The sequence below is a fragment of the Leptospira kanakyensis genome, from assembly GCF_004769235.1.
GTDB lineage: Bacteria > Spirochaetota > Leptospiria > Leptospirales > Leptospiraceae > Leptospira_A > Leptospira_A kanakyensis.
Genome location: NZ_RQFG01000016.1, coordinates 15,603 through 30,126 on the forward strand (window position 1 = coordinate 15,603; position 14,524 = coordinate 30,126).

The window sequence follows — 14,524 nt, forward strand, 5'->3', positions numbered from 1 at the left end:
TATATTTCATGTGCTGTAGATATCAAACAAATTCCACAGCCCAGGGAAACAAAAGATAGTCTATACCCAATCATCAACAAACCAGTGTATATTGAAGCCATGATAGAAGTTACAAATTTAAAGGTTTTGGATCGATGTGCAAAAGAAATAACAAAATATTTGCAATAACATTTGTTTTGTTATTTGGGGCTTGTATCTCTTTGCCAGAAAAACCAAAAAATGAGAAAGAAAATTGTGTGGCTCATTTTTTTCATACAAAACGTAGAATGCGAGAAATCCAAATAGAAAATCGAAATTTTACCACCGCCATTTCCGGTTTATCTTTTATGGTGGGATTTTGGGCAGGTCCGGCAGGACTGACACCACTACTAGTTCTACCATACACTCAATATAAAAACAAAAATAGAGTGGATGTCATTCAATCTGAGTATGAATCCAAGTATTGCGATGTTTAAAAAATAATTTAAGGAAAATGAAATGAAAAAAATGAGACAAATAATGGTAATCGGGATTACTTTATTTTTGTTCCATTGTGCCAACACCTCTTATTACCAGACTTGGGGTAAAAATAAAGTACGGATGAATGGTTTTTCGACGAGTGAAGGGTATTCTGTTTATAGTAAGTTTAACTTTTCTTTTACTAGGGTTTACCTTTTTTGGGGACTTTCGAATGTTAGAGATAAGTCTTTGGATGAACTTTTAGCCGAAATCTATTTGAAATATCCGAACGCTAGTATTGGTGATCTAAAGATTGCAGAAGAGTATGAGTTTTCGGATGGAATGGTTGATTTGGTCACAGGTGGGATAGTGCGGCCATACACTCTTCATATTAAAGGTAACGTTTACACACTAAATCAAAGGACTCTTAAAAAATGAAATTTTATTATATAACCAGCATTATTGCTTTCCTCTCTATTTTTAGTTGCGCTTCGTATAAATATGAAATTACAGATACTAACATCCCTGTCAGTTTTTCCAACGACCTAGAGACCAACGACAAGTTTAGAGAGTTTCGTATTGAGACAAAACTTTCTTGGTATTTATTTGACACACAACCAATAGACACTTTTGACCTTGATGAAATCATTCGAACTAACTTGCCGAATGCAAAAAAAATATGTAATCTTCGGATTCATTCAAAAGAAAATGTTGCCGATTCAATGATCCGAACACTAACAACTGGTATACAATTTCTTTTTACTTCCAATCGAGCTCTGTACTCACAAAGGACTGTCATTATTGAAGGTTTGGTTGTGGAATAGGTAGGTTGTGTATAGTTTTAGTTTATTTCCAAATGTAATCGGAATGATCTGATTCAGATGAATTATTTTCCTTGGTAAAAATTATGAAATTAAGATTTTCTTTGTCTTTAGTATTTGTTTTGTTTGTTATTTTTTTCGTTAATTGTTTCGCATACCATATTAAAAATGGGAATGTTGGTCCAGTTGCTTCGGCCCTTGACAAAGGCCAAGACATTAACGAAAAAAATGAGGAAGGAAACACTCCTTTAATGTTAGCATCTCGTTACAAACAACATGAAATGATGAAGTTGTTGCTTAGTCGCGGTGCAAAAATTAATGAAACAAATTTGAAAGGAGAGACTGCTCTAACGTTATCGACTTCTCGGTTAGACCTTGTAGGAGTGAAAATTTTACTCGAACATGGAGCCAACCCAAATATCATAAAATCTAACGGTGACTCCGCCCTACATTCTGCGACAATTTCTGGGAATGAGGAAATCGCATTCCTTTTGATCAAACACGGTGCTGACGTCAGGGGAACTCAGCAATCGCAAGCCAACCTATTGTACTGGGCATCCCATTCTTGTTCCTTAAAACTAGTTACGTATTATTTAGGTAAAAACATTAACCCGGAATGGAAATATCTTTATGGTGCTACTCCAATCATGACAGTTTGTGCTACCTACAAAGATGCCAAAGAGGCTGTGAATCCCGAAAAAATTGTAAAAATATTAATTGAACATAAGGCAAATGTAAATGCAAGATCGGATGCGGGTACAACTCCTTTACACGCTGCGGCTTCAGACCCAAATTTTTTTCAGGCCAAGGCATTGATCGAAAACGGAGCCGAAGTGAATGCACTTGATAATCTAGGAGAAACTCCCCTAATGAAAAGTGTGGGTAGCGGTTTTACATATTATGTTGAGGTAAGAGTGATCAAGCTGCTTCTTTTGAATGGTGCAGACAAAACAGTCAAAGATAATTTGGGGAAAACCGCTTATGATCATGCTGTCAAAAATCGATTACCAAAAGAGTATTTAGATTTAGTCCGCTGAATGATTTGTATCATTTATATTTATACGAAATGATTTTAAATCAAATTTCACCTTTTGTGGGAGTTCATTGTGAAACCACGACCACTGGAACTTTGTTGAAACATATTGGAATCGAACTTTCCGAACCAATGTTATTTGGCATTGGGGAAGGTCTTAGTTTTATATTTTGGAATATGAAATCTATGGACTTTCCTTTTATTGGTGGACGGATTAAGCCAGACCAACTAACGACTAATATTGCTAAAAACCTAAATTTAAAACTGGAAATTCAGGAAACAACTTCAAAGTCCAAGGCTTGGTCATCAGTTCAAAATTTGATAGATTCAGGAATACCTGTTGGTCTGAAATTGGATTGTTTTCATTTGGAATATTTTTCTAAACCTTTTCACTTTGCGGGTCATTATGCGGCCCTATATGGATACGATGAATCAAATGTTTATTTGGTGGATACAAAACAACAAGGAACGAAGGTTCATACCTCTTTAAAAAGTTTGGAATTGGCTAGGAGTGAAAAAGGTCCCATGGCTTCCAAAAATCTTTTTTACACAATTGGCCTGGGTAAAAAACAAACGAACTTAACAAAAGTAGTGAGGTTGGCTGCAAAAAATAATGCACGTGAATACCTCAGTCCTCCCATTACAAATGTTTCATTTCAAGGGATTCGAAAACTTGCATCGTATTTGGAGAAGTGGTTTCATTCTTCGAAGGATATCCAAAGAGATTTTGGAACTACGGCAATGATGATGGAAAAGGCAGGGACGGGTGGTGCCATTTTTCGGAATTTGTATAGAGATTTCCTTTTAGAATCCTATGAATTAACCAAAGACCCTATTTTTAAAAATACGCATCTCCAATTCAAAGAGGTAGCAAACCATTGGACAGAGATTATTTCCTTGTTTGATTCTTTAGGAAAAAAAGGTGACGAACGTTTGTTAAGTGAAATCAAAAACCTCCTCCACACGATTGCTGATTTAGAGTTTTCTGCCATGAGTGATTTGTTAAAATTAAAGGAGGTTTGATCTATCTTTAGCGCCAGCGATTGCAGCGGAAATCCTTTCGCAACTGCGAAAGATTGGAGCGTAAAGCGCGGTCGCATCTAACAAAAAAGGTTACTTCCGGTTAACAATGGCGAGGCGCCAAAGAAGGTAGAAAAACAACTTTGGGCCTCAAAAATATACCGTCTTAACTTGAAGTTCTGTTTAGAACTGAGCCGTTACCATAAGGTAAGCAAACTGAGCATTTTTTGAAAATTGGTTTGTATAAACTTGGGAGCTTACGGTGCGGTCGTTCACCTTGTTTTGGATGGCATCTCCCGCATAAATCAAACTATACCCACATTCTAAAATTAAATTTTGGTAGGGGACATTGTATTTAAAATCTAATTCACGAAATAAACTTTTCCCAAGCATGGAAACCGGACGATTGTTTCCCGTTCCATTTTCTGTTAACACTTGGCTCACATCATACTGGTTGTTTGTTATGGATTCGGTGCTGGCTCCTGATTTAGCAACACCAGCAATGTCATACCAACTGTCTTGGAGTTTGTGTTTTTCGATGGCAAAATAATCCATACGAAATGATCCGTAAGCTCCCAGGTTGTAACTGATGTTTACTGATTTTGATTTCATATTGACCCAACTTACTTGGTCGGCCATCCCATAAAACAAATGGTTGGTGTGGAATAAATTTTGGAAACTAGCAACGGATCCGTCTGTGCGATTAGGATCTCCACTCCCCACATCATAAGCAACACCGACTCGTAATTTATTAATTGTGTAACCGAAATCAGCACCGAAGGCGTAAGTTTTGTATCTTTCTCTTTCGGCATAAAGACTATGTTTATAGTTTGTATTAGTTAATGGATCAACTAACGTAACTTCAGTTCGGTGGTCATCCCATCTTGGTCTGATGGATTTTCCTGTAGTTCCTGTTTGTACAACATATTCAAAGGAATAATCAAAAGTTTGGAGAGATTTTTTCCCAGCTTGTGTTTTGTTCGTTACTCGAATCCCATAGGTATGGAGTATGTCCCATCTACCGGCTCGGGATTCGGGTGTTCCTGTTTCCCCTGTGGTGAGGATGAGAGATTGGTTGGTTCGTAAGTATTCCTTTTGCAAACCTAAATAATACAAATCAATGTGAAAGTAGTCGGAGGGTTTGAGTGTATTAAAAAATCCTGTGAAATAAGAATCACCTAACTCTTGTCTTTGGGCATCTAATTTAGGTGTACAGGCTTTTGTTCCATTATAAGGACAATCCATATAAGTATTATATTGTGTTTTGACACCAAAGGCCGTTGTGTTCCCTGTTATATCGGAGTGACGTTCGCTGACTGATGTTACAAACAAATGAGAAGAGATGTATTTATCATCCCATTTCAATCTGAGTCCATCAAAACTTCGGCCTACATTTGTCCAATCTAAAGATCCCACCAACCGTTCGTCACCATATCTTAAAATTTGACGACCTGCTTGGATATGTAGTGGAAGGCCTAAATTATTTTTTACTTCAATATAAGCCTCGCGAACATCTGTACTTTGTCTAGTTCCGTCATTGGCGGTTGATAACCCTGTTAGGGAACCTTTTTCGGCTCCCCAGAGTCGTGAATCTTGGAAGGTAATTTTAGCGACCACATCTTTTGTGAATTCTTTTTGAACCCAAAATTGTATCTTTTGGCCTGTAAAATCGACATTGTCATTGGTAGTTCGATTGAAATCAAAGTTATATTTCATTTCTGGACGGACACGAACCATAGCCCCGGCACTGAATCCATCAGACCAAGTTGGTGGAGTCACCGGCTTCGGCGCTTCTTGTATGGTTTGGGTCGTAGAGTTTGTGTTTGGTGATAAGCTCGGAGTTTCTGGAGTTGGTGTTGTCGTTTGTCCAAAGAGCCCATAACTAATGAACAGATAAAAAGAAAGTAGGGTGGTTGATAATCTTCGCTTCTGCATTTTCTAAAAGACCAAATTTGCGGTCTTCTCCTATGCGAAGCGAAAATGCAAGAATCGTACAGAATGGAGGAAAAAAGGTTAAAAATATTTAATTTCTAATAAAACCTAGGCAATTTGTAATTTTCTTGGAATATATTATAAAACATTGGAAAAGTTTTGCCAGTAATTTGTATTTATGTTCATCAAAATGTTCCCATTTTCAGAATAATGTGTATATCCTGTACGGATTGTCCCAAAAAGAAAATAGATTTTCCCACTTGGAATCTTTGCAATATTGTAGATGAGTACAGGCGCCGTGGAATGGGAGATAGTTTTTAGATTCAATGGTTCATACATTTCTAACTATGGATTTTTCCAAAACAAACTAACATTGATTTCTTTAGAAGTAAGAACTTTTAGGAGTATGAATAGAAGAACCATTGAGCTGTTTCTAAATTGAATTTGTTATCCATTCCCTCTACAAGTGGAGTCAATGATTTTGATAAAAAACATAAGAATACGAATAAGAGGTATCAATTCTTTCTGTTTTTTTGAATGTATTAAATCGAATAAACTTTAAGTATTACGGATAAATGAACTGTAACAAATGTAATCTGACCATCTATCCGAGAATTATTGGTATTCAATTTGAAAGATTTCTTTCTTATTTTCTTAATAAAAAATTTGACTCTCTTCATGCAGGTTTAGAATATATGGAATGAAATTGGTTAAAATTTTTCTAATCGTAATCTCTTTGTTACTCTTTCAACAATGTATCACTATTATGGGCTGGAAGTGTGTAAACGAATGTAAAAATAATTCCGGCGAATACACGTCAGGTGTGAATGACAAATACATTGGACCAACAGCGATAAGTCCCAAACTAAGTAAAAATATATTTTTCTTTGGTAACATCTTTCCTATTGGGAAAGGTAAACTCATTTATGGTGAAGAAACTCCTGGTTCCAAACGAGCATTTAGAGACACAGGTGATTCTTATGAAGGAGATTTTGGCTGGGACGATGCAGGGATGTATAGCGTTTACTCGGGCGAAGGAACCTATACCACTGCCAATGGTACTGTGACAAAAACTTTTTGGGAAAAGGACTTTGTGAAAATCGGTGCTCCGGTTGAGAAAAAATTAGTAAATGGCAGAATCATAAAAGGGATTTTTGAGGTAAAAGATTTATTATGTGAAGGAAACTGCGTTGATGGTTATGGGCTTGAGACAATGGGTAAAGATGATTTTTTCAAAGTTGGAGATTTTAAGAACAGCAAATTAAATGGTAATGGAAGTTTTTTTAACGGGCTAGTCTATTTAAAGGGAAAGTTTAAAGATGATTTATTGGTGGAGGGACACGTTTTTTGTATGAAGACAAATGCAAATTTTTGTCTATATCTAACAGAAAACTACCGAAATAATCCTCTTTACCAAAACAAAGGATATCTTAGCGTGAAGAATGTTCCAAGAGAATAACATTCGATCAATTATCGAAAGTAGAATTAGATTAGAATCGATTTCTACTTTCTTAAATTTCATTAGATTTAGAGATATCATTCCATTTTAAACAAATCTCACATCAAAGGAGTTGAGGCAAGATGGATATTATAAAAAGATTCGTTCCAATTCACATAATTTACCTATTGTTATTGGGTATTGTTTCTATATTGAATCTTAATTGTGATTTTACCGGTACTGTTTCCATTGAAAATACTAGAGATTCTGAGATTATGATTGAACTTAGTTTTAATCATTGCATAAAAGAATTGCCGTCATGTTTTGAAAGGCCAGGGTTATTTAGAAACAGTGGAAGTCGGAACGCCCATTGGGAAGAGGATATAAAACCTTACCTTTCATTCAAAAATTGCAAATTGTATTTAAAAATTCCAGAAGAGTCTACTTTTTATATGAGTAATGTATTAAACGGATGGAACACCCGTTGCCTGCCCATCTTGAGTAAAATAAAATACGGAAATGAAGTTGGTTTTGTTGAAATTGTAGGCGAAGAAATATTGAATTCCTTTGAGTCTGAAAATAGATTCAATTTTAACTTAAAAATACCAAAAAGAAATGTATTTAGAGAATAATGTGAATTTAACTATTCTTTTTGGTCATCCAATTTAGATCACATAACAATAGAACGAAATTGTACGTTTATCTATTGTAAAAAAATTCATTCCCAACTCACCACAACTTTTCCAAAATGTTTTCCTGTTTGTAAATATTCCAATGCTTGTGGGACTTCCTCCCAACCGAACACTTTGTCCACAACGGGTTTCATTTTGTTTTGTTCGATGGCCCGATTCATTTTTTCAAAATCGGCACGGCTGCCAACAATCACACCTTGGACTTTGACACCCTGCATGAGGATGGGGTAAAGGGAAAGGCTGGATTCACCTCCAGCTAAAACACCGATAAGGGCAATGGTTCCGTAAGGTTTGACACTCATCATTGACTTTTGCATGGTGCCAGCTCCGCCCACTTCGATGATGAGGTCAGCTCCGGCCATCTTCGTTGCTTTTCGAACATCTCGTTCCCAATTGGTTTTGTTTGTATAGTTGATGGTAACGTCTGCCCCGAGGGTTTTAGCACGGTCTAGTTTTTCGTCACTGGATGAGGTGATGATGACTCTTGCCCCCATCATTTTTGCAAATTGTAAGGCAAATAAAGAAACACCACCAGTGCCTAGACAAAGGACATCGGATCCAGGTTCAATGCCTCCAAAATTCACAACGGCATTGTAAGCGGTAAGGCCAGCACAACCTAAGGTGGCAGCTTCTTTGTCTGTTAAATGACTTGGGGTAGCCACAAGTCCTTCTTCGGAGAATTTTCCATAGTTCGCTAAACAGCCGTCATGTGGGCCTCCGAGGGTGGAACGAAGGTTGTCCATATTGGGAGATCCGTCCATCCACTTCTGGGCAAAGATGGGAAGCACCCGGTCTCCTTTTTTCCAAAGAGTGACCTCTGAGCCCACTGCTTCTACCACACCAGCTCCATCAGAACATGGAATGAGGGGGAGTTTTTGTCTAGGATTGTATGTCCCAATCACCATTAAATAATCGCGATAATTCAGTGAAGTTGCTGTTAGGCGAACGAGTACTTCTTTAGGAGCCAGTGATTCAGAAAGATCCCTTGTCGTTTGTTTTAGGTTTTCTAATCCGAATGATCCTTGGATTTCCCATACTTTGTTTAACATATTCCCTCGTTCGATTTAGAATCAAAATTCACTCGTCAGATCCTAAGGTCTCCTTATCCTGTGTCGAGTGGGAATCAGAAGAAAGGGGCGTTATGAAAAAAGATTTTTGGAACGATAGGGTGGTAGTGATCACCGGAGCCACAAGTGGGATTGGGAAAGCATTGTATGAAGAACTCGCTGTTTATCCCTGCGAACTTGTCCTTGTGGCAAGAAGGGCCGCCGAAATTACTGAACCCAAAAACAAACACGAAGGCACAGTCATTCACCGTGTGGCTTGTGATTTGTCCGATCCTACTTCTGTATTGGATGCCATAGAGTGGATTGGAAAACAGGTTCCTAAAATTGATGTTTTGTTTAATAACGCAGGAATCACAGCTCATGGTCGTTTTGATTCCCTTTCGATGGATGTGTATCGGAAAACCTTCGCCACGAATTTTTTTGGACCCATCCAATTCATCCGTGGACTTTTGCCCCTTCTTCTAAGTGCCAAAGGAAATATTGTTACTACATCTACTGTATCCGCTCTCTATGGAGTGCCTGGGCGTGCGGCATATTCGGCATCCAAGTCTGCTCTACATGCGGCGCTCGAATCCCTTCGGATTGAAACTTTGAAGGATGGCCTTGGTGTTTCTCTCGTCTGTGTTCCTTATACGGACACAGGTTTGCGAACTTCAGGTCTTGATGCCAGTGGAGGAGTTTTATCGGAAGCACCTGCCAAGGGAAAACGAAAGACAGCCAAAGAAGTGGCTCATGTTTTGATGTCGGTAGCCAAAGACAAAGAAGCAAGGCTTGTGACATTCAATCTGTCCGGAAAATTTTTGGAATGGATGCGATTTTTCTCCCCAAAATTTTTAGAAAAAATTCTTTATAAAAAACTTTATGAGGACTTCAAATCTCACTGAACCCTGTCTAAACCAAGGTATAGGGAGAGGATCTATCCTTTGGAAAATTTATTATTTTCGTATTTAACGGCAGTTATATTTACGTTTTTTTTTATGAGTCTGATGTGGTTTTGGGGTAAGTCGAGAGACAACTACGCAGTCATTGATGTGGGTTGGGGACTTGTCATCGCCGGGATCGCGAGTGTCCTTGTTTCTTTTGGAACGGGGACGGTGTTTGCAAAATGGGCGGTGCTTGTTCCTGTCTGGATTTGGGCCGTTCGTTTATCAGGGTTTCTTTACTTCACTCGCATCCGTACAAACCATCCGGAAGACAAACGATACGCTGGATTTCGAAAGGACTACGGTGAAAAAGTCCACCAGAAGATGTTCACCAATGTATTTCTGTTACAAGGATTTTTAGCCCTTCTTCTTTCTGTCCCATTCTATTTTGCTGCCCATTGGAAATTATTTCCTAACTCTGGAATCATGGGGCCTAACGGGTATTTGATAGTTCTTCTCGGTTGGATTTTGTTTGTGGCCGGTGTGATTGGGGAAACCATCTCGGATCGCGACCTTCACAAATTTGTGGTTGATCCAAAAAATAAAGGTAAAGTCTGTGATTTGGGCCTTTGGAAGTACACAAGACATCCCAATTATTTTTTTGAATGGGTGATTTGGGTGGGGATTGGGATCATTCCGATTCTTTCTGCGCCAGAGGCGATACTTTCACTTCTCACCCCTCTCTTTATGTTTGTATTGTTACGATTTGTTTCCGGTGTTCCTTTTGCGGAGAAATATTCGCTGCTTTCTAAGGGTGATGTTTTTCGCGAATATATGCGCACCACAAATGCATTTTTCCCTTGGTTCCCTAAACAAAAATAAAAAAGGATAAAACATGAATTTTACGGATTCTACAAATAAAGAAGAAGGATCTTCTTTTGACATCAACTCACTTTTAGAAAAGGATATTTTCCCTGATTGGCTGATTCGGTTTCGGATCCGCCAACTTTTAAAACTTCGGATTCGCCAAGAAAGAAAAGAAAATGTTACGGCCCAACTCCAACATAAAATCAACTATGTGAACGAGTTAAAAAAATCTCCTATTGCAGTTCATACTGCGGCTGCCAACGAACAACACTACGAAGTCCCTAGCGATTTTTTTACTTATGTGATGGGACCTAGGATGAAGTATTCTTCTGGGTACTGGCAAAGTTTGGATACAAGTTTTGCTGAATCCGAAGAAGATATGTTAAGGATTACTGTAGAACGTGCAGAAATCAAAAACGGAATGAAGGTTTTGGATTTGGGATGTGGTTGGGGGAGTATCTCTCTTTATATTGCCGAAAAATTTCCCAAATGTAAGGTCACCGGTGTTTCTAACTCACGCACACAAAAAGAATTCATCGACAAACGAGCCAAAGAACGTGGATTAAAAAACCTAACCATCATCACAAAGGACATGAACGATTTTACCACCAAAGACAAGTTTGATCGGATTGTTTCAGTAGAGATGTTGGAACATATGAAAAACTACGAAAAACTTTTTGAAAAACTATCTAAGTTCCTTGTGGCGGATGGAAAGTTTTTTGTACATATTTTCACACATAAAGAATTTGCATATCCATTTGAGGTCATTGATAAAACCGACTGGATGGCGAAATACTTTTTTACTGGTGGGCAGATGCCTTCGGATGATTTGTTTTTATATTTCCAAAAAGATTTTCTCATCGAAAATCACTGGGTTGTGAATGGAACTCATTATGCGAGAACTTCTGAGGCTTGGTATGACAATATGATTGAAAACAAGGATAAACTAATGCCTATCCTTGCGAGTACTTACGGCGAAAAAGAAAAAACCAAATGGTTTGTGTATTGGAAAGTTTTCTTTCTCGCCTGTGCTGAGTTATGGGGTTATCGAAACGGTGAGGAGTGGTTTGTGAGCCACTACTTGTTTCGAAAACGCTGAGTTTTTTTCCCAGCCGCCTTTACGTAAACGCCACCTTCTTTTTTCGAAGAGGGTGAGCTGCTACGGCGAGAATCCCCACCTCGGTCGCTCCGTTCTCCACCGGATCTAGAACCGCCACGGTATCCACCACGACTTCCGCCGCCAGATCCGCCATCATCACGACGTCGTCTTCCACCAGACCCACCACCAGGAGGAGTTTCACTCCATTCCCCAGGTGTTTTTCCGATTTTTTCCGGTCCACTGATTTTGGTTTTATCAAGCATTGTGGAAAGAAGTTTTAAAGATAACGAACGTTTATCGTCTAACTTCAAAAGTTTTTCCAAAACTTCTTCTGCATCTGCATGGATTTCCGTTTCTACGACTCTGTTTAGGAAGTCTTCTTCTCTTCTTGCAAGAACTTCTTTTTTCGTAGGAAGGGCAGCAATCGTAAGATTCATTCCCGATGTACCTTTCAGTCTTAGAAGGGCACGAGATTCTCTTGTTGTTACAAGAGTCACTGCTTTTCCAGACTTTCCAGCGCGACCTGTACGACCAATTCTATGTGTATAACTTTCGCTATCAAATGGAAGGTGGTAGTTGATCACAAGAGACAAATCTTTTACATCAAGACCACGTGCGGCAACATCAGTTGCGACAAGGATTTTGACTCGGCCATCGTGTAGGCTTTTTAAAACTTGTTCCCTTTGTTTTTGGTTTAGATCCCCGTGAAGTGCTTCGACAGGATATCCTTTGAAACCAAGGGTTGCTTTTAAATCATCTGCTTCTTTTTTCGTTTTTGTGAAAATGATCGCCTTGTATGGGTTTTCATAATCCAAAATTCGAACAACAGCAATTTCACGTTCTGCTTCATCGATCACGTAGTACACTTGTTCGATGTTCTTAGAAGATTTTTCTGTTGCTGCAATTTTTACATGAGCGGGGTGCGTTTGGTACTTACTTGCCAACTTTTTAATAGGCTCCGGCATAGTTGCGGAGAAAAGTAAAGTTTGTCTTTTGGTTGGTAGTAGATTAAAGATGGATTCAATATCATCCATAAAGCCCATATCGAGCATTTCATCTGCTTCATCCAAAATCACCATCGAAGGTTTGAAATTTTTAAGTTCCTTTCCTTTCAATAGGTCGAGAAGTCTTCCTGGAGTTGCAACGGCAACTTGGGCACCTTTGGCCACTTGTGTGATTTGTTTAGAATAGGAACTGCCGCCATAAATAGTGGTGGTTTTGATTCCTAAATGTTTTCCCAATTTAAACAATTCATCAGATACTTGCAAAGCAAGTTCACGAGTCGGAGTGAGGACAAGCACTTGCATGCCATCATTCACTTGGATTCGGTTCAAACAGGGGAGTCCGTAAGCTGCAGTTTTTCCGGTTCCGGTCTGCGCTTGTGCGATTAAATCTTTTCCTTCCAATACGAGCGGAATCGCTTGTTTTTGGATAGGGCTTGGTGATACGAAGCCTGCTTCAGTGATTCCTTGTAGTATTTCAGGACGTAATCCGAAGGATTGGAAGTCATTTCCAACTTCGGTGTCATTCTTAGTCATGGAAATAGGATACAATAAAAAAATGGCCTAAAAAAGAAAGGTAAAAAATACCAGAATGGCTAGTGCCTTCGGTCGGCAATTTCCTTTAGGTGGTGGTAAAGATCCTCTTTGAGATAGGGTTTTGGCATAAAATACTCAAATCCAGAGGATAGGATATGGTTTTTTTCTTCCGGCATACAAAGTCCGGTGCAGGCAAATAAAACCGGGCGATTCGGTTTTTCCGCCAGACCTTTCGCAATTTCTGTTCCATGTTTTCCCGGCATCTCAATGTCCAAAAAGGCAATGTCATAACTTGTGTTGGTTAATTCTTTTTCTGTATCAATCCCGTTATTTGATTCGGTGATTTCAAATCCAAGAGGTTTCAAATAACTGCGTAGGACCTTTCGGTTGAGATCATTATCATCGGCAATCAGGACTTTTTGTGGTTTTGCAAAAGATGGTAATTTGGATTTAGAGTTTGTATTTGTAGTTTGGGTTTCGTTTTTTTTCGATTTCCAAAGGATAGGAATTTTGACTTTAAATGTGGAACCTTCACCTAATTTAGATTCTACTTCAACTTCACCGCCCATTTCTTCTAAAGAAAGTTTTACAATAGAAAGTCCAAGGCCAGAACCGGAGATACCACAACCTTCGGGAACAAATTCATTGTACTTTTGAAAGAGTCTATCTTTTACCTCTGGAGAAATTCCAGGACCAGTGTCTTTGACTTCTATATGTAAAATCCCGTTCTCTTCAGTTTTCGTTTCTAAACGAACTGTAAAAGTAATATTCCCTTTGTTTGTAAACTTCACTGCGTTGGCAGTTAGATTCCAAAATATTTTTTCTAACTTTCTTTTATCGGAATGAATGGTTAAGTTTGAACCCGCTTGGTTATGAAGAAAAAAATTTACTTTTTTACGTTTGGTTTCTGCTGTAAAAAACGAATTCAAAATATCTAAACATTCTCGAAGTTCAAACCATTCATTTTTAAGTACACTTACGTTTTCTTCTAACCTAGAAATTTCAATGGTATCATTTACCAAATGTAAAATGACTTCTCCTGCGTTTTTGATATGATCCACATAACCTAAAATGGTTGGATTTAATTCTGTTTCACGAATCATCTCCGACATACCGAGAAGAGAGTTCAAAGGGTTCCGAATGTCGTGGCTTATTGCAGCGATAAAATCTCTTTTGGCTGCGGTGGCTTTTTCGGCAGCGAGTTTTTCAATTTCGAGTCGTTCTGTGGCCTTTCTCATCTGCAACAAACGAATGGTTTGTTTGGCAAGGAGATTCAACATTTGCATCTGCTCCCCATTCAATTCCCTTGGTTTGTTATCGATGACACAAAGTGTGCCTAGTTTGATTTGGTCGCCCAAGGCCAGAGGAATCCCTGCATAAAACATAACATTGGGTGATTCCAACACATAAGGATTATTATAAAAACGAATGTCTTCTTTGGCATTAGGAACAACAAAGGGTCCATCACCTAAAATGGCATGAGCACAAAAGGCAAGAGACCTTGGGGTTTCACGATCTTCCAACCCATGATGGGACTTGAACCACTGCCTAGTTTCATCCACCAAACTCACAAGAGAAATAGGGGCTTCACAAATTAAGGAAGCGAGTCTTGTGATTTCATCGAACATTTCCTCTTCAGGAGTATCGAGGATTTCGAGTCCTTTTAAGGCCGAAAGACGTAGAGTCTCATTTTTCGGTAAAGGGGCAATGATCATA

General features: G+C 38.6%; 14 protein-coding genes. 10 read left to right on the forward strand and 4 right to left on the reverse strand.

The window, feature by feature from the left end; genetic code table 11:
• Window positions 1-200: 200 nt before the first annotated feature.
• The 5 genes from EHQ16_RS11230 to EHQ16_RS11250 all read left to right on the forward strand — a co-directional run bounded on the left by EHQ16_RS11230 (window position 201) and on the right by EHQ16_RS11250 (window position 3,315).
• Window positions 201-455, forward strand: coding sequence for a hypothetical protein (locus EHQ16_RS11230; protein WP_244242051.1), 255 nt, complete (start codon window positions 201-203; stop codon window positions 453-455).
• 22 nt (window positions 456-477) lie between these two features.
• On the forward strand, window positions 478-876 hold the full coding sequence (locus tag EHQ16_RS11235) for a hypothetical protein (RefSeq protein WP_135631834.1): 399 nt from the start codon (window positions 478-480) through the stop codon (window positions 874-876).
• On the forward strand, window positions 873-1,262 hold the full coding sequence (locus tag EHQ16_RS11240; RefSeq protein ID WP_135631833.1) for a hypothetical protein: 390 nt from the start codon (window positions 873-875) through the stop codon (window positions 1,260-1,262). Before EHQ16_RS11235 ends, EHQ16_RS11240 begins: the two co-directional genes overlap by 4 nt.
• Before the next feature lie 83 nt (window positions 1,263-1,345).
• Window positions 1,346-2,296 carry an ankyrin repeat domain-containing protein gene (locus EHQ16_RS11245; protein ID WP_135631832.1) on the forward strand — a complete coding sequence of 317 codons (951 nt, stop codon included), beginning with the start codon at window positions 1,346-1,348 and terminating at the stop codon, window positions 2,294-2,296.
• 5 nt (window positions 2,297-2,301) lie between these two features.
• Window positions 2,302-3,315 (forward strand): BtrH N-terminal domain-containing protein, encoded by a 1,014-nt coding sequence (locus tag EHQ16_RS11250; protein WP_244242052.1) that lies wholly within the window; start codon window positions 2,302-2,304, stop codon window positions 3,313-3,315.
• A gap of 180 nt (window positions 3,316-3,495) precedes the next feature.
• Here the strand turns inward: EHQ16_RS11250 and EHQ16_RS11255 are convergent, their stop codons facing one another.
• Window positions 3,496-5,247 carry an alginate export family protein gene (locus tag EHQ16_RS11255; protein ID WP_135631831.1) on the reverse strand — a complete coding sequence of 584 codons (1,752 nt, stop codon included), beginning with the start codon at window positions 5,245-5,247 and terminating at the stop codon, window positions 3,496-3,498.
• A 697-nt stretch (window positions 5,248-5,944) separates the two neighbouring features.
• Here EHQ16_RS11255 and EHQ16_RS11260 point away from each other — a divergent pair.
• Complete coding sequence (locus EHQ16_RS11260; protein ID WP_135631830.1) at window positions 5,945-6,703, forward strand: hypothetical protein; 759 nt, start codon at window positions 5,945-5,947, stop codon at window positions 6,701-6,703.
• 122 nt (window positions 6,704-6,825) lie between these two features.
• The gene (locus EHQ16_RS11265) at window positions 6,826-7,314 is read left to right on the forward strand and encodes a hypothetical protein (protein ID WP_135631829.1); all 489 of its coding nucleotides are present in this window, start codon (window positions 6,826-6,828) and stop codon (window positions 7,312-7,314) included.
• Between the two features lie 86 nt (window positions 7,315-7,400).
• On the opposite strand, the gene EHQ16_RS11270 is transcribed toward EHQ16_RS11265, so the two are convergent.
• Window positions 7,401-8,423 carry a zinc-dependent alcohol dehydrogenase family protein gene (locus EHQ16_RS11270; RefSeq protein ID WP_135631828.1) on the reverse strand — a complete coding sequence of 341 codons (1,023 nt, stop codon included), beginning with the start codon at window positions 8,421-8,423 and terminating at the stop codon, window positions 7,401-7,403.
• Between the two features lie 92 nt (window positions 8,424-8,515).
• On the opposite strand from EHQ16_RS11270, the gene EHQ16_RS11275 reads away from it, so the two are divergent.
• From EHQ16_RS11275 to EHQ16_RS11285, 3 genes are read left to right on the forward strand one after another with little or no spacing between them, the layout of a single operon-like run.
• On the forward strand, window positions 8,516-9,325 hold the full coding sequence (locus tag EHQ16_RS11275; protein WP_135631827.1) for an SDR family NAD(P)-dependent oxidoreductase: 810 nt from the start codon (window positions 8,516-8,518) through the stop codon (window positions 9,323-9,325).
• Between the two features lie 39 nt (window positions 9,326-9,364).
• On the forward strand, window positions 9,365-10,186 hold the full coding sequence (locus EHQ16_RS11280) for a DUF1295 domain-containing protein (RefSeq protein ID WP_135631826.1): 822 nt from the start codon (window positions 9,365-9,367) through the stop codon (window positions 10,184-10,186).
• A 13-nt stretch (window positions 10,187-10,199) separates the two neighbouring features.
• Window positions 10,200-11,270 (forward strand): SAM-dependent methyltransferase, encoded by a 1,071-nt coding sequence (locus EHQ16_RS11285; RefSeq protein ID WP_135631825.1) that lies wholly within the window; start codon window positions 10,200-10,202, stop codon window positions 11,268-11,270.
• Here EHQ16_RS11285 and EHQ16_RS11290 read toward each other — a convergent pair.
• Together EHQ16_RS11290 and EHQ16_RS11295 are read right to left on the reverse strand one after the other, a co-directional pair.
• Window positions 11,249-12,808 (reverse strand): DEAD/DEAH box helicase, encoded by a 1,560-nt coding sequence (locus tag EHQ16_RS11290; RefSeq protein ID WP_135631824.1) that lies wholly within the window; start codon window positions 12,806-12,808, stop codon window positions 11,249-11,251. The two genes, EHQ16_RS11285 and EHQ16_RS11290, sit on opposite strands and share 22 nt — an antisense overlap.
• A 59-nt stretch (window positions 12,809-12,867) precedes the next feature.
• The gene (locus EHQ16_RS11295) at window positions 12,868-14,523 is read right to left on the reverse strand and encodes a hybrid sensor histidine kinase/response regulator (protein ID WP_135632053.1); all 1,656 of its coding nucleotides are present in this window, start codon (window positions 14,521-14,523) and stop codon (window positions 12,868-12,870) included.
• Window position 14,524: the final 1 nt, after the last annotated feature.